Origin of the sequence: Pantoea sp. 22096, from assembly GCF_052045955.1 — a bacterium.
Classification (GTDB): Bacteria; Pseudomonadota; Gammaproteobacteria; order Enterobacterales; family Enterobacteriaceae; genus Pantoea; species Pantoea alfalfae.
Genome location: NZ_JBQEPW010000001.1, coordinates 1,953,894 through 1,976,895 on the forward strand (window position 1 = coordinate 1,953,894; position 23,002 = coordinate 1,976,895).

Genomic DNA, 23,002 nt, shown 5'->3' on the forward strand with positions numbered 1-23,002 from the left:
TTATCGGCAACATACACAGAGATCATGAGTCTCTGAGCTACCAATAATGGTCGAAACCGCTACGCTAATGTAGGATTCAGCGCGCTGCAGTCAGAGGCAGCCCGCTACCGACCGGAAGTCACGCAGCGAACGCACATTGCCCGTTCATCACTTCTGCCAGACCTTTCAGAGAGTTAGCCAGCATGATGCTGCCATCAGCAGTATTTAACGAGCAAAGCCTGAGCGTTAATTTGTGACAAGGCAGCCGCGCAAGCGAAGCCGGACACAGCAAATTTGCGCGTCGGGTTTATCAGAGTTTGTTCCAGATGAGGTTTCTCCATGCGTTTTAAAGGATTGAACATCGGGTTTTTCATTTTAATTCTGGCTATCGCCACCGTCGCGTTTTTCGAGGTGCTTTCGCCCTATTTCTCGCCAATTTTATGGGCGGCGATTCTGGCGGTGATTTTCCATCCGCTGAAAACCTGGTTGCGCAACCGACTGGGTGACCGCAACGGCGTGGCCGCCTTAATTACCCTGTTCTGCATCTGCCTGATTGTTTTCACGCCACTGGCGATTATTGCCTCCTCGCTGGTGGTTGAAACCAACGCGGTCTATCACAAGCTGCAGACCAATTCGTCGCAGTTCCCGGCCGTGTTCGCCGATCTGCTGCAGCATCTGCCGCGCTGGGCAAGGCATTTCCTGGCTGAAAATAATCTGGATAACGCCGCACAGATTCAGCAGAAGCTCTCCTCGTTTGCGCTTAAGGGCGGTCAGTATGTGGCGGGCAGTGCCTTTATCATCGGTAAAGGGACGTTCAGCTTCACCGTCGGCTTTGGCATCATGCTCTATCTGCTGTTCTTCCTGCTGAAAGATGGCTCCTATCTGGTGCATCTGATTCTGGAAGCGCTGCCGCTTTCTACCTACGTGAAGCATCACCTGATGGTAAAGTTTGCTGCCGTGGCGCGCGCGACGGTGAAAGGCACTGTGGTGGTCGGTATCGTGCAGGGTATTCTCGGCGGGCTGGCGTTCTGGTTTACCGGCATCGATGGCAGCCTGCTGTGGGGCGCGCTGATGGCGTTCCTCTCCCTGATTCCGGCGGTCGGTTCCGCTATCATCTGGGTGCCTGCGGCAATCTTCTTCTTCGCCACCGGCGCACTGTGGAAAGGGCTGTTCCTGGTTGGTTTCTTCGTGGTGATTGTCGGTCTGGTGGATAACATCCTTCGTCCGTTGCTGGTCGGTAAAGACACTAAGATGCCTGACTATATGATCCTGATCGCCACGCTGGGCGGCATGGAAATATACGGCATTAACGGTTTCGTGATCGGTCCGGTCATTGCTGCTCTGTTTATCGCCTGCTGGAATCTGCTCTCCGGCCGCGATAACCGCGAAAATATTGAAGTCATTGACGAAGAAGTGATCGAAGAAGGCAAGAAACAGTCAGAGACAGCGGCAGAAGCCGCAGCGGAAGCCGCTTCTGCTGCAGCCGATGCGGCCGCTGAAGCGGAAATCAAAGTGTCAGCGTTAGCCGCGGCGGAAAGAGAAGCCGCAAAAAGAAAGGCAGCGGACAACAAAGCGTAATCTGGATCAGCCATAAAAAAACCCACCTTCCGGTGGGTTCTTTTTTAACCTGAAAACCAGCGTCTTAGTTGGTCGCTTTGTTTTTCAGATCTTCAGCACCCTGCTTGGTTTTATCCCAGCCTTTTTCAGTGCCTTCTTTGGTTTTGTGCCAGCCTTGCTGAGCACCTTCGGTGATCTTGCTACCGGTAGTGTGGCTTTTGCCTTCAGCGGCATGCTCAGACTTCAGCTTCAGCTCTTTGCCTTCGTTCTGGGTCTGATGCAGTTTTTCTTTCGCAGTATCAGCGCCTTTATGCGCTTCCGCAACGGTGTTATCTGTGGTGGTAGCAGCAAATACTGGCGAGGCCAGCAAAATAGCAGACAGTGCAATAATTGATTTCTTCATAATTCCCTCTGTATTCATCGTTGCCGTGTAGGTTTTAATCCTGGCATAGTCTTTCCAGGAAAGATTTAAGAATAAACCAGGAATGAAAAAGGGCCAGTTTTCACCAGAAAAAGCCGCTGACTGTAGCTTTTTTATCCATTACCAGAGCGCCAGCTGCGGATCGTCGTCCGGTTTCGGCTTATTCCGGCTCACGCGGGCGGGCGGTGCTGGCTGCTGCATCTGATGGGTGATCCACGCCAGTAATACCGTCACGACATAATCCTGCTGCTCAGCGCTCAGCGGCTGATGCTGCCCGATGTTGTGCCACTTGTTCAGACAGCCACGACAGCAGGTCGCGGTGGCGTGCTGGGCGATAAACACCGGATGGCCGCGCATCGGCGTCTGTTTGCCATCATTTTCTGGCTGAGCAGGCGCCAGCCGCTGTGCAACAAACTCTGCGGCGTGCTGTCGTAAAACCGGCTCGCCTTTGCTGCTCGCATAATCGTACTCAGCGCGTCCCAGTCGAAAGCGCTGACGAAACGGCGAACGTGCCAGTCGGGTAAACAGATCGTCAGACACGTTCATACTGATTGCCAGTTACTCATATTTACGCCCCGCCAGATAGCTGACGCCCTGTGGTCCGAACGCTTCGCGATGCAGTTCATTCGGCTGCAGGTGAAACGTCTCGCCGGGATGATAGGTCGTGTCGCCCTGCTCGGTACTGATGGTGATGTCACCACTGAGAATCAGGGCCAGCGCTTCAAAAGGATGGACGTGATTATCAAGCTGGGCTGATGCGGCACGCTCAATCAGCAGTGGCTCATCAAAACCCTGTTCGGCTAACAATTTTCTGAATTCGTGTTCGGTCATTGCAACTCCTCAATATGGAACTGACCCTAAGCAGTGTAGACGATCTTTATCGCCGCTTATGGCACGGAGCGGGTACGTAAAGTCGCGCAAACAGGGTTGTTCACGGGTCAGGCCGATGCTGTACTTGCCGTCTCATTCCCCATTTTGACATCAGGATGACGTAAAAGTATGTCTAACCCTCAGAGAACGGCTCTGCTGCTGATTAATCAGCGCTCACGAAAAGGACGCATTGAGGCCAGTCGGGCGCAGACGCTGCTGGTTCAGGCTGGTTTCACCCTGCTACAACCGGACGAGGATGAGACCCGCACCTACAGCCAGCTCATCGCGGCGTATGCCGGTCGCGTCGATGCCGTGATCGTCGGCGGTGGCGACGGTACGCTTAACGCGGCCGCGCCGGGACTGATGCAGACTGGCCTGCCACTGGGCATTTTACCGCTGGGCACCGCCAACGATTTTGCCCGTACGCTGGGCATTCCCGCCAGCCTTGAACAGGCGGTGAAAATTATCGCAGACGGGCAGTGGCGCGCCGTAGATCTGGGGGAAGTGAATCAGCACCTGTTTCTCAACGTCTGCAGCATCGGCTTTTCGGCAGAGCTGGCGCGTAACCTTACGGCGGAATCGAAAAAACGCTGGGGTGTGGGCGGGTATGCCCTGGCAGCGTTGCGGCTGCTGCGGCAGAGCCGTCCGTTCAGCGCCACGCTGGTGCATCAGGGTCAGCGGATACCGATCAAAACGGTTCAGGTATCGGTAGGCAACGGGCGCTTCTACGGGGGTGGCATGACGGTGGAACAGTGCGCAGCACCCGACGATGGGCTACTGGATGTCTACAGCCTGGAGTTGCAGCACAGCTGGCAATTGATTGCGCTGCTGCCCTTTCTGCGGCGCGGCACGCATGGCCGCTGGCGCGATGTGCGGGCGTTCAGCACCACGGAACTGACCATTGAAACGCGCCGTCCTCATTACATCAATGCAGACGGCGAGATTATCGGCCAGACACCGGCACATTTCCGTCTAATCGCCCGTGCGCTACAGGTTTATGCCCCAGGCGACAGCGCGATATACCAGCCCGCCAGCAGGCGTTGTAACCAGCGTGAGTAATAAGAAACTAGTGTCCGATGCCGTTTTTTTCAGCGTAGTCGATATGCTCAGAAAGACTGGTGGCCAGCTTCTTCGCCATTTCAAGGGTCAGCCCCAGAAACAACGTCTCCTGCGGGCCCTGTTCTCGCGGGGCGTCGGGGTCGATATAACCGAATTTCAGTACCAGTGCCCGATGTGATTTCAGGGGACCAATATGCCAGCCGGTAACCGGATAGAAGGTAAAACTCGTAAATTCATTCACTTTGATCCTGACTGTGAAAGCATAACGCTGATTGGGAGTCAGGCCAGCTCTGATGATAAAACATGAATAGAGTGCTGAGTCTGAACCAAATTCACAGGATTACAAGGGAAGCGGCAGAACAAGCGCAGCGTCAACCGGTTAGCATCGTTGCGGCGTCTGGAGCCTTGCCTGACAGGCAAATGTCGGTAAATGACGCCCGCGCTTCTGTTACCGGAGGCACTGGTCTGACGTAATCCATTCAACTCAGACGCTGTAATCAATCCCCGGCGCTTCTGTCTTCGGAATAACAGAACGTTGAACGTTTTAATGTCATCGCAGCCTGTTTCATCCGTTCAAATCGCGCCAGGATTGTGACGCTTCCAGCACGTCGTCAGAATTAATGATGGTCGTCTTTGCGCGCATCAGGTACACACACGGGCAGCTGCATTAAGCATGCGAGATGACGCCGTATCAGGATTGGATGAGGCGCCCCGGCATCCGCCCCTGCCAGACGACAATCACAGCCAGCCAGAGCGTCGCAGTTTAGCCCACAACCCGCCACAGGCCAGCAGCGTCAGCCCAACCGCCAGCGGATAGCCATACAGCGACTTCAGCTCTGGCATATGTTCGAAGTTCATGCCATACATGCTGAACACCACGGTCGGAATCACCAGGATCGCGCCCCAGCCCGCCAGCTTTTTGACCACCTCATTCTGCTGCACCGTCACCAGCGCCAGGTTGACCTGCATGGCGCTGGTCAGCATCTCGCGCATATCTTCCGCGTCGGTCACCACATGACGGGCGTGATCCTGCACGTCGCGGATATAGGCGCGCAGCGGACGCGGGATCAGATCTTCATGCAGGTGGATAAGCTGATTACAGATCTCTTCCACTGGCTGCGCTGCATTGCGTAGTGACAGCAGATGACGTCGCATGGTGTAGACCGACTGAACCGACTTACGGTCAAATTCGCTGGTGAAGAGATCGTTCTCCATCTGCCCCACCCGCTCATTCAGCGAGGTAGAGAGCGCGGCATAGCGATCGACAATGAAGTCGAGCAGGCAGTAGAGCGGCCAGGCTGGGCCAAACTTCAGCAGCGCCGGATTTTCACACGCCCGCTGCCGCACCGGGGTATAGCTTTCAGATGCGCCGTGACGGATGCTGATCAGGAATTTTTTTCCGACAAAGAAATGGGTTTCGCCCAGTTCGCAGCTGTCATCCTTCGCACATACCGTCTTGACCACGATAAAGAGTGAGTCACCGTAATGTTCAATTTTAGGGCGCTGGTGGGCATTAAGCGCATCTTCAACCGCCAGTTCGTGCAGGCCGAACTCCTCTTTAATTTTCGCCATAAATTCAGCATCTGGCTGCCACAGCCCGAGCCAGATAAACGCTTCCGGTTCTTTGATCACTTCACTGATATCTTCGACGTCGACCTCTTCGCCCGCACTTCCCGGACGATACACCCTGCTGCTTACGATCATCTTCTGCATTCCCGTTATGACAGTACATGCAGCTTAGCTAAAGCCGGGCCTGTAACCGGATAAAAACAGTAAGGATTTGCTGCGACTCCACTATCAGCGGCTTACCACTTCAGGCCTAATCCGGTGGAGAAAATGCCTTCGTTCAGGGTATCGGGAATGCCGCTGACCAGATTGCGATGATAGCCAAGGTGCAGGGTTGACCACGACGTCAGGCTGTAGCGCAGCCCGACTTCGGCATCCAGCATAAATACGCCGTCATCATCCAGCGAATGGCCGACATCGCCATTGCTGTAAAGCGTGACCGACTTACCCAGCAGATAGCGCTGATAGTTCCAGCGCAGCGAGCCGCCAAAGTGCCGCTCTTCGCGATCGTCGCTGTAGCCATACTCAAAGGCCCCGCCGAGCACGGAGAGTGAGAACGCGCTGAGTTCGGTGTCCCAAAGCTGATAACCGGGGCCGGTGCCGAGCAGCGCCTGGCGTGAGAGGTTCTCCACCCAGTCGCGCTTGTAGGTCGCGCGGGTCTGCCAGAAGAACTGCTCACTGACCAGATAGTCGAAGGCGTAGCGCAGGCTGTAGTTATCTGTGTTAACGCTCGCATTTTCCTGCTCACGGTTATAGGTCGCGCCGATGTCGTGCCGCCATTTTCCCTTGTTCAGTTTGGTGTTGAGCGCAAAGCTGTAGTCGTCAGTTTTCGTCGAAGCTTTTTTGACCTTCACACCGGCATCGATATTGCCGGTCCAGGCGAGCTGATCGCTGCGCACTTTGGCTTTCATAAACTCATCGATGCGACTGACGGAGACCTGCTGCTCCTGCTCATTGCGTTCCACCCAGACATAACCGGGATCGGACGAAGAGAGCCGCACCTGATAGTGTTCGCCGGTCTTTTTGTTTTCGACATTGACTGGATTGTCGCTGGCAAGCGTACTGACCGCATTCCACGCCAGGGTGACGGTGCCTGCGTAGTGTGTCTCTATCGCCAGCTTGCCGTCGCTGAGGTAGCGGATCGTGCCAGTCAGTCGATCGCCATTATTCAGCCAGACGGTATCGGCTGCGGCCTGCTCTGCCCATCCGGCACAGCAGAAGATGACCAGCAGCCGGGTCAATAAGGTGGCGCAACGCATAGCTTTCCCTGTAAAGGCGTCGTTCGGTTCGGACGACGCGTCACCGTAAATTCGGACCTGACAATTAAGCGGATTCCGCGATGATATGCAATGAGGTCAGGAAAGGTCGTGCAGTGCTTTACCGAGCGGCGGACCCAGCGTGAAATCGCTGAAACGGATCGCCAGCCCCTCGCGTTCAGGCGAACAGCCCATCACGCCGACAAAACGCCGCGTCTGACCCGGCCACGGGCAGAGCCGCAACAGTGGCCAGGTCAGGCCGTCGGTGGAGTACTGGATTCGTAATACCGCCTTTTCCAGCGTGGCACGCAGCCAGAACTGACGCGCATCACCGGGAAAAACACCGGTAGACCAGTCGGAAAACTCACGCGTGACTACGCTGCCAATGGCAGGCTGATCATCGTTAAACTCAATGCCCGCCTTAACCCAGTGCGTTTCGCTATCCTGAATAAACAGACCAGCCTGATCGTAGAGCTGACTGAAATCCGCCCTCACCTGCACCTGAACGGTAAAGTCGTTTTCCATCCAGAAGCCAAAAGCGTGGCCGCTGTGCCGTTCGAAACCGTACCAGGTACGCTGCCAGAAATCGCTGTTCAGCGCGGTTTCAAACCTCAGCGTATCGCCATCCAGACTGTGTACCGGCGGCTGATTAATCCAGACGCTACCTTCAGCGGTAATGGAACTGACTGCTGTCATAGGCACTCCTTTGGGTAAGTTAAACCGCCCGCGTTCTGGCCGATCTGCGGCGTGGCGATTGACCTGATTATCATAGCGTTGATTGGTGAACGGGCGGCAGACGATTGCGGCAAATCTGATGATGCCGATGTGGCAGGCAGTGAGGTCAGCAGACCCGTGGCGGCAGACACGCCGGTTCCGTTAGCGGTTTCGCTTATATGCCTTTTATTCTTCTGCCGGAAATAAATAACAGCGACCAGGTCCAGCTCACTCAACTATTTCATTTTGTTAATAGCCTGGCGCAAATCGCATTTAACAACCAGACTTGTTTTGTCTGAGGGCAACTGAACTCATTAAATATAAGGATTAAGCCACCATGGTAGATAAATCAGAAATTTTAGATCACGCGCAGGTTGTTGATGTGAATGGCGAACATGTCGGTATTGTTGACCATTTCGAAGGCGACGACAAAATTAAGCTGGCGAAAAGCGATCCTGAAGCAGGCGGCAAACACCACATTATTCCATTCAGCTGGGTGAAAGAGGTTGATGATAATAAAGTCATCCTTTCTAAAGCCAAAGCGGATGTTGAAAGTGAGTGGCAGTCTGCATAAAACATTAGCCGTGGCATCTGCCACGGCTTATTTCTTTTCTGCGCGTTACGCTATTTTTGCTTATAACCCTGCCCGAACCCGCTCATTTTATCGCTCTGCCCTTCTGCATTTGATGAAGAAACAACGCTTTCTGCATTTCCCCTGAATATACCCAAACTGTTCTGTCTTCTCACAGGCTGATATTTTCTGCCTGCGGTAAGGAATAACAGCCAAATACGTCGTCGATCAGCAGATAGCTTTCTGATCCGGGCAATTCAAAATGCCACCATTCGGTCGCAATGCCGGTGAAGCCACCACCCAGCATGATGGCATTAAGCATCAGACGGTTACGCTGTGCCTGAACGGGCACCGCAGGGTGATAAGGATGGGAGTGCTCACTCATCTCATCGAAGCCGGTACCCATATCAACGATTTCGCCCTGCTCGTCGATAAGCGTCACGTCTACTGCGGTGCCGCGGCTGTGGTTTGATCCGCGCGTCAGCGGTGCGACATAGTCCTGATTCGGGCAGGCCTGCCACAGGATTGCCTGCGCGGCAGGTGGCCGGTACGCATCGAGGATCAGCAGTGAATAGCCCGCCACGTTTGCAATCCCGATGCTTTTCGCCAGCGCTTTTGCCGCATCAACGTGCAGCAGACAGCGCGCATCGCGGTAGATTGGCTGTCCGGTCAGGTTGTCGGCGGTGGCATATTTCAGGTCGATGGCTAACTGAGGAAAGGCCTCAGCAATATCAACAAGATTTTTACTTTCCATGATGAAGTGCTCCCTGTTTATGTGCTCTGTGGCGGGCTGGCCGGAGAAGATAGTTATGAGGCGGTTATCATGGCACTGCGGCGGGAGGAAAAAAAGTGTCTTTAATTTTTGAGTCTAGGCAGGGTGTGGCAGTTTGTTTACTCCGGATGCTGGCTGGCAGCGTTTATGGTTTCAGGAATTGTTATGAGCGAGATAATCAGTCCGATGACGTCAGGATCTACGGCGCTTTATAATTAAACGTGGTCAGGTGAAAATCGTTATTTTATTTATGCCATATACAAATCGGCACTCTGTTTTGCATTAGCTTTCGTGTTGCAGTTAATTACTTTATTTTACGATCTGCGCCGCAAATAATAGCGTTTTAATTGTGAGAAAACTCGCTGATTTACATCGATTTTCAGCTGGACTTTATTCGTATTAGTTGATTATATGTACAGGTATTTAGCGCGATGCAGAGGTGTTGGAGCACCTCTGCATCGCTAATCACAACCCTATTTTCAAGGAATAGAGATCATGACTGAGTCAGAGTGTAATGCAGTTGGTTTAAATCCAGAAGCCCCTTCCGTTACCCGGCGTAAATTAACGGTGAGTTACGCCAGCCGGTATCCAGACTATATCCGTATTCCGTCGATCATTATGAAAGGCCAGTGGCTGGCAGCCGCCGGATTTACCACCAGCACTGAAGTTGAGGTGAACGTCACAGAGGGCCGTATTGTGCTGACCGTGAAGCCACCCGAGCCTGTCGATGAGCAACTGGTTAATGCTTTAGCGCAGCTGAATAAGCTGCCTGCAAAGAAACAGAAGCAGGTTCTAGCTTTGTCGGGTGTGGTTGCGGGTTAATGGCGTTGAGGTGAAAGGATGCCGCTTCGGGTTGGGGAGCGGCAGATTGAGGTTGTCACATGATAAGTGTGCAAATCACTATTTAAATGGTGTTATCTATCGCTAATATTCAACATTCATTCTAAAGCAATCACCATTTTTTCTAAAAAGATCAGTTAATCCAGAAAATACCTCAATAGTTATGCTGTGGGACGCTCATTCCAGGCATCATGTGCCAGCAGATTACCGTCTTTATAAAGGTGTGTGATTTTCTCATAATTCAATGCAACCTTTTCCATATACCCGGTTTCCGGACAATTTCGCGAATCATGTTAGTGGAACAGCTAAAATTAAAGTATGGGTGCGCATTTCCTGCCCAGGCCACAGTTGAATCTGGGATCTGTTTTATGCCTTATCGGCCTTAATCCCACCCTGTAGTGAACTTTCGTTTAGTGGATCAGTGTCGCAAGTATGCCATGCATCAATTTGAGATCCTTTGCAACTCCAGCTATTTTAGGATCTGAAAATCACGTTAGTGAGACCGAATTTTTACAGAGGCACTGTTATGGACAACTACTGGGACACGAAAAGACTCTCAAACTACTTTCTGACGATGGCAAATCTGGAAGCTAATCATTTAGTTAACATAGCTACTTCACTTTCTCAATTTCATCTTAAGGATGCGCTTGTAAGACTAAAATTTCAGGATGAGGTGCGCGAGTTCGCTCGTCTCCAGCTCCATACGATTCGTACTTCGAATTCTGACGAGCAGTGTCAGGAGTGCATTCAGAATCTGAAGCAGGAAAGCCAGCAGCTCAGGATTCAGGCCAGAATGCTCAGAACGGGTGAAGCGGTTATATCGTCTTCCGTGCAGTTTTATCATGACCACGAAAAGGTCATTGGGTATGTAATCAATGGCATTGGCGTAGTGTTGAGTGGCTTACAGATTGTGGCTGGAGTCGGTCTGATTGCAGGTTCTGTCACTACAGGTAATATTTTAGGTATTGTGGCAGGTTCAACACTGGTGATGAATGGAGTGGGATCAGGAATTGAGAGCATAGGAAAACTCAGCGGTGTTGCCCACCCATCAAACCTAATAAGAGATAAATATGAAGATGTTGCAGATTTTTTTGGCTTTGATAAACGAATCGGATTGTTAGCCTATCAGGTAGTTGATTTGACAACCTCATACTATGGTATTTTCAAACTGACTTTAAAGCCAGAAGCATGGAGGCTTTACAAATATCTGCCAACTGACTACTACCGAAAAGTTCAGGTTATGAGTAAACCAGCACTTGCTTTAAAAGGCGCTGGAGCAGCCTATAAGGGAACTGGAGTAGGTATGAACCTATACCATATGCAAAATAGCCCTGCACAAAACTAACCTCTGGTTTTTCTGATAAACCTGTTAGCTTTCCAGGAGAGGTTCAGTGGAGTCACAAAATAGACCACAAGGAATGCAAACGTCAGAACGATAATATATGGAATGGCATTTGAAGCATCCGCATTGAAAATGCCATCCAATCCAATAAGCATCAAAATAACAAGAGCAATGACTCCGCCCCAGAAGCGTTTACTCAGATCAATAACGAGGCTTTGGAGTGTATCTTTTTTTGATTCGTCTTTTTTAATGATGCTCTTCAGCTTACCGATGTCTTTAGCAGAGAAGCCGTTATTGTAGAGTTCTTGCTCAAATTCATTCATCTGATTCATCCTGAATAACGTTGCGATACGTGCGAAATATAGCACAGTGAACCCGGCGCATGCTAACCAACTGGCTTGCTCTGGTATCAATGCTTACTCACTCATGCAGGCTCTGCCTGAAAATCAAGCTGAAATCCTAAAGCGCAAAATATAATAGCGCTCAATATAAACAGCAGGATAAACAACAAACACATCATAAGCCTCGAAAAATCAAAGCCCTGTTCAAAACGCCATGAAAGTACTGATGACAATTAATTTCGTGGAGAAGAATAAGAGCAAAACGTTGAGGTATGCTTCTGAGAGTTAAGCAAAAGTGAGTCTCGGGATGCAATGCAGAAGAGAATTTGGTACGCCCTACAGGATTCGAACCTGTGACCTACGGCTTAGAAGGCCGGTGCTCTATCCAACTGAGCTAAGGGCGCATGGAGATGGCACGGATTATACGTCGGGAAGCGGGTACGTCAACGTTTTTGCCGTTTCTCCGCAGCGAAGTGCTGCGGTAATGACCAATTGACGTCAGTGGCGCCTGCGCCATTCGCTGAGCGACACAAGTTTACTGGTGCCGGTAAATTCTCCTTCCAGCTCAATCCCTTGTGAGGTGAAACGCGCATTGTATTGCTCACGAAGTGCGTGCAGCACCTGGCTGTCCGGCTCCAGCTGGCGCAGAAAGCCCAGCGCGAGCAGCAACTGCTGGCGGCTGATAAGCGGTGGAAAACCGGCACGACTGAGAATCGCATGCCAGCGCTGGCTGTTCTCTTCGCTGCCATCAACAATCAACACCTGCCAGATCAGCAATACCGCTGCGCCGTTATGCAGATGCGTTTCATTATCCTTGCTGAGATAGTCGGTAAACTCTTTCGCCGCCTCTTTCCCCATCATAGAGATCATTGATTCCACCTGTACCGGTGGCAGCTGCAGCCGTTTGCTGAGCCGCTGAGCGGCATGGCGTGAGCCAGCGGTGAGCAGCTGAAATCCAGCGACAAACACCACCGCCAGCGTAGCAAGCATTATCCAAATCATTACATCGTCCCCGGATTGTCCTGCAGATATCATACGCATGGAGGCAGGTACTCGTCGCGCCGAAAAAGCCGGAAAGCGCATACGCGGCTGAAACTGTGACTGACAGCAGCCCACGCTTCTGACAAAATAGCCCCCTTCCCCGATTCAATACAACACAGTGGATTTCCTCTCTGATGGCAGCAAAAATTATTGACGGTAAAACGATTGCGCAGCAGGTGCGCGTTGAGGTTGCGGAAAAAGTAAAGCAGCGTCTGGCCGCCGGAAAACGTGCGCCAGGTCTGGCCGTGGTTCTGGTGGGTGAAAACCCGGCATCGCAGATCTATGTGGCCAGCAAACGCCGCGCCTGTGAAGAGGTCGGTTTCCACTCCCGCTCTTACGATCTGCCTGCCACCACCCGCGAAGCTGAGCTTCTGGAGCTGATCGATAAGCTCAATCAGGACGCTGAAATCGATGGCATCCTGGTGCAGCTGCCGCTGCCAGCGGGCATCGATAATGTGAAAGTGCTGGAGCGCATCACGCCAGATAAGGATGTTGATGGCTTCCACCCTTATAACGTTGGCCGCCTGTGCCAGCGTGCGCCAACCCTGCGTCCCTGCACCCCGCGCGGTATCGTGACGCTGCTGGAGCGCTACAACATCGACACCTATGGCCTGAATGCTGTGGTGGTCGGTGCGTCTAACATTGTTGGTCGTCCGATGAGCATGGAGCTGCTGCTTGCGGGCTGCACCACCACCGTGACCCATCGCTTTACCAAAGATCTGCGCCATCACGTTGAGCATGCCGATCTGCTTGTCGTTGCGGTGGGCAAGCCAGGCTTTATTCCGGGCGACTGGATTAAACCGGGTGCCATCGTCATCGACGTGGGCATTAACCGTCTGGACAGCGGCAAAGTGGTGGGCGACGTTGATTTTGACAGCGCATCAGAGCGCGCATCCTACATTACCCCGGTACCGGGCGGTGTCGGACCGATGACAGTCGCAACACTGATTCAAAACACGCTGCAGGCGTGCGAAGAGTTTCACGATAAAGAGGACGTTTAAATGGCAAGTTTTTCACTGGGTAAATTCCCGCACGTCGATCTGTGTGACCTGCTGAAGCTGGAAGGCTGGGTTCAGAGCGGCGCACAGGCGAAAGTCGTGATTGCCGAGGGTGAAGTGAAGGTCAATGGCGCGGTAGAGACCCGTAAGCGCTGCAAGATCGTTGCCGGTCAGACTGTGGAATTTGCTGGTTTTCGCATCACTGTCGTCGAGTAATTTTCAGGCGTCCCTGCGGGGACGCTGTCACAGCAGTGCTTCCCCCGCCACACGCGTCTCTCCTTCCCGCTGTTCCAGTGCAATATGATTCACCGCCGTATGCCGCGCAATCAGCGTTGCAAGCCGGGCTGAATGGCTGGTGATCCAGAGCTGACTGTACTGACTGGCTTCGGCGATTAAGCGCGCCAGCGCAGGCAACAGATCTTCATGCAGACTGTTTTCCGGCTCATTCAGCGCCATAAAGGCGGGCGGGCGCGGGCTGAGCAGCGCCACAACCAGACACAGAAAACGCAGCGTGCCATCTGAAAACTCTGCACTCTCCAGCGAACGCAGAATGCCATGGCGGGACATCAGCATCTGAAAGCGGCCGTTCTGCACTTCGACGTCAAACTGGCTGTCAGGAAACGCCTGCGCCATCACCTCAAACAACAGCTCTGAATGACCGCGCTCCACGATAGTTGCCCAGGCCGCGGCCAGATTACTGCCATTATGGCTCAGCACGGGCGCACGCACGCCAATCTGCGGCGCACGAATCGGTGAGCCAGGCCAGACGGCGAACTCATGGTAGAAGCGCCACTGCAGCAGCCGTTCGCGCAGCTGGGAAAGCTCCGGGTAGCGATGGGGTTCGCTAAGCTGACCAAACAGCGACTCTTCCGGATGCAGCACCGCCGCCCAGGCGACGCGATCGCCCTCAACGTTATGCAGAAAGGCGGTCTGATTTTCACGCTGCATGAGGCAGGCAGAAGGACGACGACGCTGGCCGCTGAGCCAGAGCCGCTCCTGCTTCACCAGCGGATCAAGATTGAACAGGCTGGTCGACAGCGGCTCGGGAAAGCCAATCTCCAGCTGGTAATCCATATCATCCATCACCACGGCCAGCTCCAGCCGCTTCGGATCGTGTCGGCGATCGCCCCGGCGCAATCCGCCTGCCCACATCGCTTTCTGAATGCCGCCTTCGTCAGCCAGTGCCAGCGCGAGACGACCGCTGGCCGCCTCGTGCAGCAGCCGCACCGCTTTGTAGAGGTTGGATTTACCGCAGCCGTTGGGACCGCTCACCACATTCAGCTGTTGCAGTGACAGCGTCAGGTTACGTATTGAGCGGAAACCGCGGATCTGAATCTGTTCAATCGCCATAATAAAAAAGGGCGATTGCTCGCCCTCTCCGGTTTATTTTCGACGCCAGCTGGAGCCCTGTGGCCCATCCTCGACGATGACCCCCAGCGCGTTAAGCTTGTCGCGCGCGATATCCGCTTCTGCCCAGGCTTTCGCAGCACGCGCATCGGCACGGGCCTTCACCCAATGCTCAATCTCGGCAACCTCTTCATCATTAACCTGCGCGCCGCTTTGCAGGAACAGCTCAGGATCCTGCTGCAGAATACCCAGCACGTTAGCCATCTCGCGCAGCTTCGACGCCAGACCATGCGCTGACGCGCCGTCTTCGCTTTTCAGACGGTTCACTTCACGCGCCATATCAAACAGCACCGAGTAGGCTTCCGGGGTATTGAAATCATCATCCATAGCGCTGCGGAAACGCGCTTCAAACGCTTCGCCGCCGTGCGCTTTAACGCTGCTGTCGGTGTGACGCAGCGCGGTATAAAGGCGTTCCAGCGCCGCGCGCGCCTGATTCAGGTTATCTTCGCCGTAGTTAAGCTGGCTGCGATAGTGACCGGACATCAGGAAGTAACGCACCGTCTCCGCATCATAATGTTGCAGCACGTCTCGTACGGTGAAGAAGTTGCCGAGCGATTTCGACATCTTCTCGCGGTCAACCATCACCATGCCGGAGTGCATCCAGTAGTTAACGTAAGGACCGTCATGAGCGCAGCTCGACTGGGCGATTTCGTTTTCATGGTGCGGGAACATCAGGTCGGAACCGCCGCCGTGGATATCGAAATGGGTGCCCAGCTGTTTGCAGTTCATCGCCGAGCACTCAATGTGCCAGCCAGGACGGCCGTTGCCCCACGGTGATGACCAGGCGGGCTCATCCGCTTTAGACATCTTCCACAGCACGAAGTCCATCGGATTGCGCTTCACATCAGCGACTTCAACGCGTGCGCCCGCCTGCAGCTGCTCCAGATCCTGACGCGACAGCGCGCCATAATCGGTGTCGCTCAGTACATCAAACATCACGTCGCCGTTATCTGCCACATAGGCATGACCGCGAGCGATCAATGTTTCCACCAGCTCGATGATTTCAGCGATGTGACGGGTGGCGCGCGGTTCCTCATCAGGTGGCAGAATGCCCAGCGCGGCGAAGTCGTTGTGCATCTCGCCGATCATACGGTTGGTCAGCGTTTCGATGCTCTCGCTATTCTCATTGGCGCGTTTGATGATTTTGTCATCAATGTCGGTGATGTTACGTACATAGTTAAGCTGATAACCGAGGTAACGCAGGTAGCGCGCCACCACGTCAAACGCCACGAACGTCCGCCCATGACCAATGTGACAGAGGTCATACACCGTGATGCCGCAAACATACATCCCGATTTTACCGGCATGAATGGGTTTGAATTCCTCTTTCTGTCGACTCAGGGTGTTATAAATCTTAAGCATTGAACGGTTCCGTTTTCGCGTGTGGTTGGCTTTTTTAAGTATCCAGACATTGTGCCGTATTTTTATCGCTCGCGCGACGCAAAGCAAGCCAACTGCGCCGTGCTGCTGACGCGTCATTGGAAATTATGATATAAGAACGGTCGACTAAAAGGGGTACGCCAGTTAACAGCGCGATCCCGGCAACTGATCACAACCTTTACAGGACAACAAAAATGGTAACTTTCCAGACGAACCATGGCGATATCGTAATCAAAACTTTCGATGATAAAGCGCCGGCAACCGTACAGAACTTCCTGGATTACTGCCGTGAAGGTTTTTACGACAACACCATTTTCCACCGTGTCATCAACGGCTTTATGATTCAGGGCGGCGGCTTCGAGCCGGGCATGAAGCAGAAAGCGACCAAAGATGAAATCCAGAACGAAGCGAACAACGGCCTGAAAAACACTAAAGGTACGCTGGCAATGGCACGTACCTCTGCGCCGCACTCTGCGACCGCACAGTTCTTCATTAACGTGGCTGACAATGACTTCCTGAACTTCCGTGACGAAAGCGTTCAGGGCTGGGGCTACTGCGTATTCGCTGAAGTGGTTGAAGGTATGGACGTGGTCGAGAAGATCAAAGCCGTTTCTACCGGCCGCAGCGGCATGCACCAGGATGTGCCAAAAGATGACGTCGTTATCCAGAAAGTGACCGTCAGCGAGTAATGTCGCGCACGCTGTTTATCGCAGATCTCCATCTGTGTCAGGAAGAACCGGCGATTACCGCCGGTTTTCTGCATTTTTTACAGCGCGAAGCGCCCCACTGCGACGCGCTCTATATTCTCGGCGATCTGTTTGAAGCCTGGATTGGCGACGACGACCCCAATCCGCTGCATCAGCAGATTGCCCGCGCCCTGCTCGCCCTGCCGGTTCCCGTCTACTTTATTCATGGCAATCGCGACTTCCTGATTGGCCGACGCTTTGCGCAGGCCTGCGGCATGACGCTGCTGCCGGAAGAGCAGGTGCTGACGCTCTACGGCCACAGGCTACTGATTATGCACGGCGATACGCTCTGCACTGACGACGCGGGTTACCTGCGTTTTCGGGCCAACGTGCATAATCCCTGGATTCAGCGGCTCTTCCTGGCGCTGCCGTTGTGGATACGTAAACGCATCGCCGCCCGGATGCGCGCCGACAGTAAACAGGCCAACCAGCATAAATCCCAGACCATTATGGATGTGAATCAGGATGCTGTGGCCGCCGCAATGCTGCGCCAGCAGGTGCCTTTGCTGATCCATGGCCATACGCATCGCCCGGCGATTCATACGCTGAACTTAAAAGGTGAAACAGCACAACGCGCAGTGCTGGGTGCCTGGCACAGCCGGGGTTCCATGATCCAGCTCGACGCCAGCGGCATTCAGCTTATCCATTTCGACTTTTAGTCTGCGGTTAACTCCCCAACCTTAGCCTGACGCAACCGTTTTCCTTGCGTGCGTCTCATGCTATTCTCGGTGCCCTTCAAAACCTGTCCGCCCGGCCAGGTCTGTTTGTTTATTCACAGGAGTTGACCGCATGTCATCCAACGCCCCGGCCCGCATCGCCATTGTTATGGGTTCCAGAAGTGACTGGGCCACCATGCAGTTCGCCGCTGAAATCCTTTCCAGCCTGGACGTCCCTTTTGATGTTGAAGTGGTCTCTGCGCACCGCACCCCGGATAAACTGTTCAGCTTTGCCGAAACGGCAGCCGGCAACGGTTATCAGGTGATTATTGCTGGCGCAGGTGGCGCGGCGCATCTGCCGGGAATGCTGGCAGCAAAAACCCTGGTGCCGGTGCTGGGTGTGCCGGTGCAGAGTGCGGCCCTGAGCGGCGTCGATAGCCTCTATTCGATTGTGCAGATGCCGCGCGGTATTCCGGTCGGTACGCTGGCAATTGGTAAAGCGGGTGCAGCTAATGCCGCCCTGCTGGCCGCGCAGATTCTGGCACTGCATGACAGCGCGCTGGCGTCACGCCTGAATACCTGGCGTCAGACTCAGACCGATGAGGTGCTGAACCATCCCGATCCGCGGGTGGATGCATGAAGCCGGTTTGCGTACTGGGCAACGGCCAGTTAGGTCGTATGCTGCGTCAGGCGGGTGAACCGCTGGGCATTGCGGTCTATCCGGTAGGCCTGGATGCCGATCCTGCCGCCCTGCCGATCGCCGATAGCGTGATTACCGCCGAAATCGAACGCTGGCCGGAGACCGCGCTGACGCGTGAACTGGCGAGCCATCCGGCTTTTGTTAACCGTGATATTTTCCCACGTCTGGCCGATCGCCTGACGCAGAAACAGCTACTGGATCAACTGGGGCTCGCTACCGCGCCGTGGCAGTTGCTGGCGGACAAAAGCGAATGGCCAGCGGTGTTTGATTCACTGGGCGAGCTGGCAATTGTGAAAAGCCGCACGGGTGGTTATGACGGACGGGGTCAGTGGCGTCTGCGTGCTGATGAAACTGACCAGCTGCCGGATGCGTGTTATGGCGAGTGTATCGTTGAGCAGGGCATCAACTTTTCCGGTGAAGTGTCACTGGTCGGCGCGCGCGGTCACGATGGCAAGGTCGTGTTCTATCCACTGACGCATAACCTGCATCAGGACGGCATTCTGCGCACCAGCGTGGCGTTTCCGCAGGCGGATCCGGCACAGCAGCAGCAGGCCGAAACGATGCTGAGCGCGATCATGCAGGCGCTGAATTACGTTGGCGTGATGGCGATGGAGTGTTTTGTGACGCCAGCCGGGTTGCTGATCAATGAGCTGGCACCGCGTGTGCATAACAGTGGTCACTGGACGCAGAACGGCGCGTCTATCAGCCAATTTGAGCTGCATCTGCGCGCCATTCTTGGCCTGGCATTACCGCAGCCGGTGGTGTTTGCGCCGTCGGTCATGGTGAATCTGATCGGCACTGCCGTGAATCTCAGCTGGCTGCAACAGCCGCTGGTGCATCTGCACTGGTATGACAAAGAGGTGCGTCCGGGTCGTAAGGTGGGCCACCTCAATCTGAACGACAGCGATGCAGAGCGGCTCAGCGCCGCGCTAAATGCGCTGGTGCCTCAGCTACCGGAAGAGTACGCCAGCGGTATCGCCTGGGCCGTTGAAAAGCTGTAGTTTCCCGTAATCCGCCTGCAGGTTACGGGTGCAGTCTGAATAAAGGTCAAAGGCGGCCTGGTGCCGCCTTATTCCAGCCCTGCTTTACGCCGCATCAAACTTCCTGAACAGCGCCTTTCCTTTCAGTAACCGTATCCCCAGCCAGCCGCCGCACAGCGACAGCAGCAGCGCGCCACACAACGGCAATGCCAGCCACAGTGTCCAGTCAGGCTGCCATGGGAAGTCGAAAATCTTCGTCTGTAATCCCCACAGCGCCGCTTCTGCCCCCATCGCGGCCGCCACGCCGGAAACCACGCCGAGCAGCGCAAACTCACACCACAGCGTCGTGCGTAGCAGGCGTTTACCGGCACCCAGCGTGCGATAGACCACCAGCTCCTGCCGACGCTGGTGCATCCCGACCTGAATCTGCGCCAGCAGCAGCAACACACCGCAGGCCGTGACCAGCACCACCATGATCTCCAGCGCCCGGCTGACCTGCGTCAGCACCTGACCGATCTGCCGCATAATGCTGCCGATATCCAGCAGACTCAGCGCCGGGAAAGCACGGTTCAGCTGCGCCAGCAGTACAGGATTCGCCTCCATGCGGAAGCTGGTGAGCCAGGTCTGGGGCTGACTGTCGAGCGCACCTGGCGGAAAGATAAAGAAGAAATTCGGCTTCAGGCTTTCCCAGTCCACTTTACGCAGACTGGTAATATGGGCGCTGAAGGTCTGCGTATCGCCGTCGAACGTCAGCGTATCACCGAGCTTCAGCCCCAGACGATCCGCCAGTTCTACCTCCATCGACACTTCACCGGCCTTCGGCGGCCAGTTGCCAGCGACCAGCGGATTGTGATCCGGGCGCTCGGCCAGCTCTGTCAGGTTGAGTTCGCGATTCAGGGCATTATCCCGTTTCGGATCGGCCGGTTTGCCGTTGAGTTCGCTAAGCCGCACCCGCGCAATCGGATAGAAGGTTTCGGGTTTGATCTGGTGCGCTTGCAGGAAATCGCGCACCTGCGGCACCTGATCCGCCGTCATATTGAGCAGGAAGAAATTCGGGCTGTCTGCCGGTAACTGCTGCTGCCAGCGATCCAGTAGATCGCCGCGCATCACCAGCAACAGCGCCAGCAGCATAAACGACAGCGAAAAGGCCGCGAGCTGGCTCAGCGTCATGCCGGGCTGGCGCAGCAGCCGGTTGATCGCCAGTCGCAGCGCCAGATTGCGCACCACCAGCCGACGCAGCAGCAACAGGGTTCCCCAGCCGAGTAACGCCAGTAATCCCGCCAGCACCACCACACCTGCCAGCAGCGCCCAGAGCATTTTACTGCCCCCGACCAGCAACGCTAACAGCGTGACGACCACCGCGATCATCACCGGGATATAGATTTTCAGCGGCCAGAGATTTGCCACTGCATCGCGCCGCAGCACGCGCAGCGGCTGCGTTGCCAGCAGCAGACGATAGGGACGCAAACCCACCAGCAGCGAAATGACAAACAGCGATCCCACCGCCCAGATCCACGGCCAGACGCTGGCCGCCAGTAAGCTGGCGGGCAACACGGGTTTCAGCATGGCCATCAGGATCGCTTCCACGCCCTGCCCCACAACGCCTCCGGCAATCGCCGCCAGCAGCAGCACCGCCAGCCACTGGCCGATGATCAACCGCTGCAACGCACCCTGCGTCGCGCCCAGGGTTTTCAGCACCGCCACCAGATCGTAACGGCTGCGGGAATAGTGACTCATGGCAACCGCCACGGCCGCAATCGCCAGCATCAGCGTCAGTAAGGCCGAGAGCAGCAGGAACTGCTGCGCGCGCTGCATCGAACGGCCCAGCGCATCTTCCGAGTTCTCCACGCTGATCCAGCGCTGGTCCGTCTTCAGCTGCGGTTCAATCCAGCGGTCATAGCGGGCCAGCTGTTCGGAATTACCGGAGAATTTATAGCGCCACGTAATACGGCTGCCTGGCTGAATCGCACCGGTTTTGCCAGCATCCGCCAGATTGATCAGCAGACGCGGTGCCATCTCAAACGGGTTAAAGCCACCATCCGGCTCCTGGATTATCTCCCCGCTGATGCGCAGCTGGGTATCGCCGACTTCCAGCGTATCGCCCACTTTCAGATTCAGCAGCGCCATCAGGCGCGGTGCCGCCAGCGCAGTACCCGCCTGCGGCCTCAGTCCCGGCGGCTGCGTCTGCAGCGTGCCAAACATCGGGTAGCGGTCATCCACTGCTTTTACTGAGGCGAGCTGCGGTGATTGGTCGGCAAAGGTCATGGTCATGAAGGTGAGCTGACGACTGACCGTCAGGCCGGTTTCCCGCGCCTTTTCCAGCCAGGCTTCGGGCGCAGCATCGGTGCTACGCAGCGTGCGGTCACCAGCCATAAAATCACGGCTCTGCTGATTCAGCCCTTTTTCCATGCGATCGCTGATCGACCCCAGCGCCAGCACGCAGGCCACCGCCAGCGTCAGGGCCAGCCAGACAATCAGCAGCGAGGGCGAACGCCACTCGCGCCAGAACCAGCGCCAGATCATTGCTCCTCCCACAATTTTCCGTCGCGCAGCCGCAGGCGACGATCGCAGCGCGCCGCCAGTTGCTCGTCATGCGTCACCAGAATCAGCGTGGTGGCGAAGTCGCGATTAAGGGAAAAGAGCAAATCGGCGATGCGATCACCGGTTTTGCGGTCAAGGTTGCCGGTCGGCTCATCGGCAAACAGCAGACCCGGACGACCACTGAAGGCGCGAGCCAGCGCGACACGCTGCTGTTCGCCGCCTGACAGCTGAGCGGGCAGATGATGCAGACGTTCACCCAGCCCGAGCAGCGTCAAAAGTTCCCGTGCCTGTTCGCGACTCTGGCGGTCGCTGTCACCGCGCAGGAGTGATGGCAGCTGGACGTTCTCCTGTGCATTCAGTGTCGGCACCAGCATAAATGACTGAAACACAAAGCCGACCTGACGGGCACGCAGAGCCGCACGCTGTTCTTCGTTCATCTGGTGCAGCGGCTGCCCCAGCAGATGAACTTCGCCGCTGCTGCCATCGTCCAGCCCGGCCAGAATTCCCAGCAGGGTTGACTTGCCGGAGCCGGACTCGCCAATCAGCGCAATGGTCTCGGCTGGTTTGACAACCAACTCAACTCCGGTAAGGATGGTTAACTGATGCTCTCCCTGACCGACGGACTTAGTAAGATGATGAACTTCAACAATGTTTTCCGCTGGCATTATCCCTTCCTGTTATTGATTCTTCTGATGGTGTCGCGTCTTGCTGCTGCAGATACCCTGATGGTGCTGGGCGACAGCCTGAGCGCAGGCTATCGCATGTCTGCCACCGCTGCCTGGCCCAGCCTGCTTGATAAGCAGTGGCAGCAGAAACCAAAAGTAGTCAACGCCAGCATCAGCGGCGACACTGCCGCACAGGGACTGGCGCGCCTGCCTGCACTATTAAAACAGCATCAGCCGCAATGGGTGTTAATCGAACTGGGCGGTAACGATGGTCTGCGCGGTTTTCCGCCTGACGCTATCGCGCAGAATCTGAGTAAAGTCATCGACGATGTCAAAGCTGCCGATGCAAAGCCGCTGCTGATGCAGATCCGTCTGCCCGCCAACTATGGCCGCCGCTACACCGAGGCGTTCAGCGGCATCTACCCTGGACTCGCGCAGCAGCATGATATTCCTCTGGTGCCCTTTTTCATGGAGCAGGTCTATCTGAAACCCGAGTGGATGCAGCAGGATGGCATACATCCCAATCCTGATGCACAGCCATTTATCGCCGGATTAATGGCAAAAGAACTGGCTCCCTTAGTTAAGCAGCCGTAGCGCGCC

Annotated in this window: 26 protein-coding genes and 1 tRNA gene; 12 read left to right on the forward strand and 15 right to left on the reverse strand. The window is 55.1% G+C overall.

Annotated features, from left to right (window positions below; genetic code table 11):
* The first annotated feature begins 318 nt into the window (after window positions 1-318).
* Window positions 319-1,557 (forward strand): AI-2E family transporter, encoded by a 1,239-nt coding sequence (locus ACTJKZ_RS09180; protein WP_161732041.1) that lies wholly within the window; start codon window positions 319-321, stop codon window positions 1,555-1,557.
* 64 nt (window positions 1,558-1,621) lie between these two features.
* On the opposite strand, the gene ACTJKZ_RS09185 is transcribed toward ACTJKZ_RS09180, so the two are convergent.
* From ACTJKZ_RS09185 to ACTJKZ_RS09195, 3 genes are all read right to left on the reverse strand, one after another.
* On the reverse strand, window positions 1,622-1,939 hold the full coding sequence (locus ACTJKZ_RS09185; protein ID WP_161732039.1) for a hypothetical protein: 318 nt from the start codon (window positions 1,937-1,939) through the stop codon (window positions 1,622-1,624).
* Window positions 1,940-2,077: 138 nt separating this feature from the next.
* On the reverse strand, window positions 2,078-2,503 hold the full coding sequence (locus ACTJKZ_RS09190; protein WP_161732037.1) for a DUF4186 domain-containing protein: 426 nt from the start codon (window positions 2,501-2,503) through the stop codon (window positions 2,078-2,080).
* 12 nt (window positions 2,504-2,515) lie between these two features.
* On the reverse strand, window positions 2,516-2,788 hold the full coding sequence (locus tag ACTJKZ_RS09195) for a cupin domain-containing protein (RefSeq protein ID WP_161732035.1): 273 nt from the start codon (window positions 2,786-2,788) through the stop codon (window positions 2,516-2,518).
* Between the two features lie 168 nt (window positions 2,789-2,956).
* Here ACTJKZ_RS09195 and ACTJKZ_RS09200 point away from each other — a divergent pair, with 168 nt between their 5' ends.
* A complete protein-coding gene (locus ACTJKZ_RS09200) occupies window positions 2,957-3,886 on the forward strand; it encodes a lipid kinase (RefSeq protein ID WP_161732033.1) in 930 nt (309 codons plus the stop codon).
* Between the two features lie 7 nt (window positions 3,887-3,893).
* Here ACTJKZ_RS09200 and ACTJKZ_RS09205 read toward each other — a convergent pair whose 3' ends face one another.
* The 4 genes from ACTJKZ_RS09205 to ACTJKZ_RS09220 all read right to left on the reverse strand — a co-directional run bounded on the left by ACTJKZ_RS09205 (window position 3,894) and on the right by ACTJKZ_RS09220 (window position 7,404).
* Window positions 3,894-4,127 carry a hypothetical protein gene (locus ACTJKZ_RS09205; protein ID WP_222924380.1) on the reverse strand — a complete coding sequence of 78 codons (234 nt, stop codon included), beginning with the start codon at window positions 4,125-4,127 and terminating at the stop codon, window positions 3,894-3,896.
* A 497-nt stretch (window positions 4,128-4,624) separates the two neighbouring features.
* Window positions 4,625-5,590, reverse strand: a complete 966-nt coding sequence (locus ACTJKZ_RS09210; protein WP_222924382.1) for a magnesium and cobalt transport protein CorA — start codon at window positions 5,588-5,590, stop codon at window positions 4,625-4,627.
* Window positions 5,591-5,691: 101 nt separating this feature from the next.
* Window positions 5,692-6,711, reverse strand: coding sequence for a DUF481 domain-containing protein (locus ACTJKZ_RS09215; RefSeq protein ID WP_222924384.1), 1,020 nt, complete (start codon window positions 6,709-6,711; stop codon window positions 5,692-5,694).
* Window positions 6,712-6,807: 96 nt separating this feature from the next.
* Window positions 6,808-7,404 (reverse strand): DUF1349 domain-containing protein, encoded by a 597-nt coding sequence (locus ACTJKZ_RS09220; protein ID WP_440829469.1) that lies wholly within the window; start codon window positions 7,402-7,404, stop codon window positions 6,808-6,810.
* 355 nt (window positions 7,405-7,759) lie between these two features.
* Here ACTJKZ_RS09220 and ACTJKZ_RS09225 point away from each other — a divergent pair, with 355 nt between their 5' ends.
* Window positions 7,760-7,996, forward strand: coding sequence for a DUF2171 domain-containing protein (locus ACTJKZ_RS09225; protein ID WP_003854080.1), 237 nt, complete (start codon window positions 7,760-7,762; stop codon window positions 7,994-7,996).
* Between the two features lie 169 nt (window positions 7,997-8,165).
* Here the strand turns inward: ACTJKZ_RS09225 and ddpX are convergent, their stop codons facing one another.
* Window positions 8,166-8,747: a D-alanyl-D-alanine dipeptidase gene (gene ddpX, locus ACTJKZ_RS09230; protein WP_440829470.1), complete on the reverse strand. Its 582-nt coding sequence runs from the start codon at window positions 8,745-8,747 to the stop codon at window positions 8,166-8,168.
* Window positions 8,748-9,260: 513 nt separating this feature from the next.
* Between ddpX and ACTJKZ_RS09235 the strand changes: the two genes are divergently transcribed.
* Together ACTJKZ_RS09235 and ACTJKZ_RS09240 are read left to right on the forward strand one after the other, a co-directional pair.
* On the forward strand, window positions 9,261-9,587 hold the full coding sequence (locus ACTJKZ_RS09235; RefSeq protein WP_440829471.1) for a SymE family type I addiction module toxin: 327 nt from the start codon (window positions 9,261-9,263) through the stop codon (window positions 9,585-9,587).
* Window positions 9,588-10,131: 544 nt separating this feature from the next.
* A complete protein-coding gene (locus ACTJKZ_RS09240; RefSeq protein WP_440829472.1) occupies window positions 10,132-10,950 on the forward strand; it encodes a DUF4225 domain-containing protein in 819 nt (272 codons plus the stop codon).
* Here the strand turns inward: ACTJKZ_RS09240 and ACTJKZ_RS09245 are convergent.
* From ACTJKZ_RS09245 to ACTJKZ_RS09255, 3 genes are all read right to left on the reverse strand, one after another.
* Window positions 10,947-11,270, reverse strand: a complete 324-nt coding sequence (locus ACTJKZ_RS09245) for a hypothetical protein (RefSeq protein ID WP_285086219.1) — start codon at window positions 11,268-11,270, stop codon at window positions 10,947-10,949. The genes ACTJKZ_RS09240 and ACTJKZ_RS09245 overlap by 4 nt on opposite strands.
* Window positions 11,271-11,615: 345 nt before the next feature.
* A tRNA-Arg gene (locus ACTJKZ_RS09250) sits at window positions 11,616-11,692 on the reverse strand.
* 94 nt (window positions 11,693-11,786) lie between these two features.
* Window positions 11,787-12,290, reverse strand: a complete 504-nt coding sequence (locus ACTJKZ_RS09255) for a DUF1198 family protein (protein ID WP_222924399.1) — start codon at window positions 12,288-12,290, stop codon at window positions 11,787-11,789.
* 173 nt (window positions 12,291-12,463) lie between these two features.
* Here ACTJKZ_RS09255 and folD point away from each other — a divergent pair, with 173 nt between their 5' ends.
* Both folD and ybcJ read left to right on the forward strand, forming a co-directional pair.
* Window positions 12,464-13,330 (forward strand): bifunctional methylenetetrahydrofolate dehydrogenase/methenyltetrahydrofolate cyclohydrolase FolD, encoded by an 867-nt coding sequence (folD, locus tag ACTJKZ_RS09260; protein WP_161732013.1) that lies wholly within the window; start codon window positions 12,464-12,466, stop codon window positions 13,328-13,330.
* A complete protein-coding gene (gene ybcJ / locus ACTJKZ_RS09265) occupies window positions 13,331-13,543 on the forward strand; it encodes a ribosome-associated protein YbcJ (protein ID WP_013357050.1) in 213 nt (70 codons plus the stop codon).
* Window positions 13,544-13,570: 27 nt separating this feature from the next.
* Here the strand turns inward: ybcJ and ACTJKZ_RS09270 are convergent, their stop codons facing one another.
* Window positions 13,571-14,677 carry an AAA family ATPase gene (locus tag ACTJKZ_RS09270; protein ID WP_285086222.1) on the reverse strand — a complete coding sequence of 369 codons (1,107 nt, stop codon included), beginning with the start codon at window positions 14,675-14,677 and terminating at the stop codon, window positions 13,571-13,573.
* A gap of 33 nt (window positions 14,678-14,710) precedes the next feature.
* Entirely contained in the window at window positions 14,711-16,096 is a 1,386-nt protein-coding gene (cysS, locus tag ACTJKZ_RS09275; RefSeq protein WP_440829473.1) for a cysteine--tRNA ligase, read from the reverse strand.
* Window positions 16,097-16,308: 212 nt separating this feature from the next.
* Between cysS and ppiB the strand changes: the two genes are divergently transcribed.
* The 4 genes from ppiB to purK all read left to right on the forward strand — a co-directional run bounded on the left by ppiB (window position 16,309) and on the right by purK (window position 19,217).
* Window positions 16,309-16,803: a peptidylprolyl isomerase B gene (gene ppiB / locus ACTJKZ_RS09280; RefSeq protein ID WP_013357047.1), complete on the forward strand. Its 495-nt coding sequence runs from the start codon at window positions 16,309-16,311 to the stop codon at window positions 16,801-16,803.
* A complete protein-coding gene (gene lpxH / locus ACTJKZ_RS09285; protein WP_440829474.1) occupies window positions 16,803-17,519 on the forward strand; it encodes a UDP-2,3-diacylglucosamine diphosphatase in 717 nt (238 codons plus the stop codon). The genes ppiB and lpxH overlap by 1 nt, the downstream gene beginning before the upstream one ends.
* A gap of 130 nt (window positions 17,520-17,649) precedes the next feature.
* Complete coding sequence (purE, locus tag ACTJKZ_RS09290; protein WP_161732007.1) at window positions 17,650-18,156, forward strand: 5-(carboxyamino)imidazole ribonucleotide mutase; 507 nt, start codon at window positions 17,650-17,652, stop codon at window positions 18,154-18,156.
* Window positions 18,153-19,217, forward strand: coding sequence for a 5-(carboxyamino)imidazole ribonucleotide synthase (purK, locus tag ACTJKZ_RS09295; protein WP_161732005.1), 1,065 nt, complete (start codon window positions 18,153-18,155; stop codon window positions 19,215-19,217). Before purE ends, purK begins: the two co-directional genes overlap by 4 nt.
* Before the next feature lie 84 nt (window positions 19,218-19,301).
* Here purK and ybbP read toward each other — a convergent pair whose 3' ends face one another.
* Together ybbP and ybbA are read right to left on the reverse strand one after the other, a co-directional pair.
* The gene (gene ybbP / locus ACTJKZ_RS09300; RefSeq protein WP_440829475.1) at window positions 19,302-21,719 is read right to left on the reverse strand and encodes a putative ABC transporter permease subunit YbbP; all 2,418 of its coding nucleotides are present in this window, start codon (window positions 21,717-21,719) and stop codon (window positions 19,302-19,304) included.
* Window positions 21,716-22,402, reverse strand: coding sequence for a putative ABC transporter ATP-binding protein YbbA (ybbA, locus tag ACTJKZ_RS09305; RefSeq protein WP_010259059.1), 687 nt, complete (start codon window positions 22,400-22,402; stop codon window positions 21,716-21,718). The genes ybbP and ybbA overlap by 4 nt, the downstream gene beginning before the upstream one ends.
* Between ybbA and tesA the strand changes: the two genes are divergently transcribed.
* Window positions 22,370-22,996 carry a multifunctional acyl-CoA thioesterase I/protease I/lysophospholipase L1 gene (gene tesA / locus ACTJKZ_RS09310; RefSeq protein ID WP_202604849.1) on the forward strand — a complete coding sequence of 209 codons (627 nt, stop codon included), beginning with the start codon at window positions 22,370-22,372 and terminating at the stop codon, window positions 22,994-22,996. The two genes, ybbA and tesA, sit on opposite strands and share 33 nt — an antisense overlap.
* Window positions 22,997-23,002 lie beyond the last annotated feature (6 nt).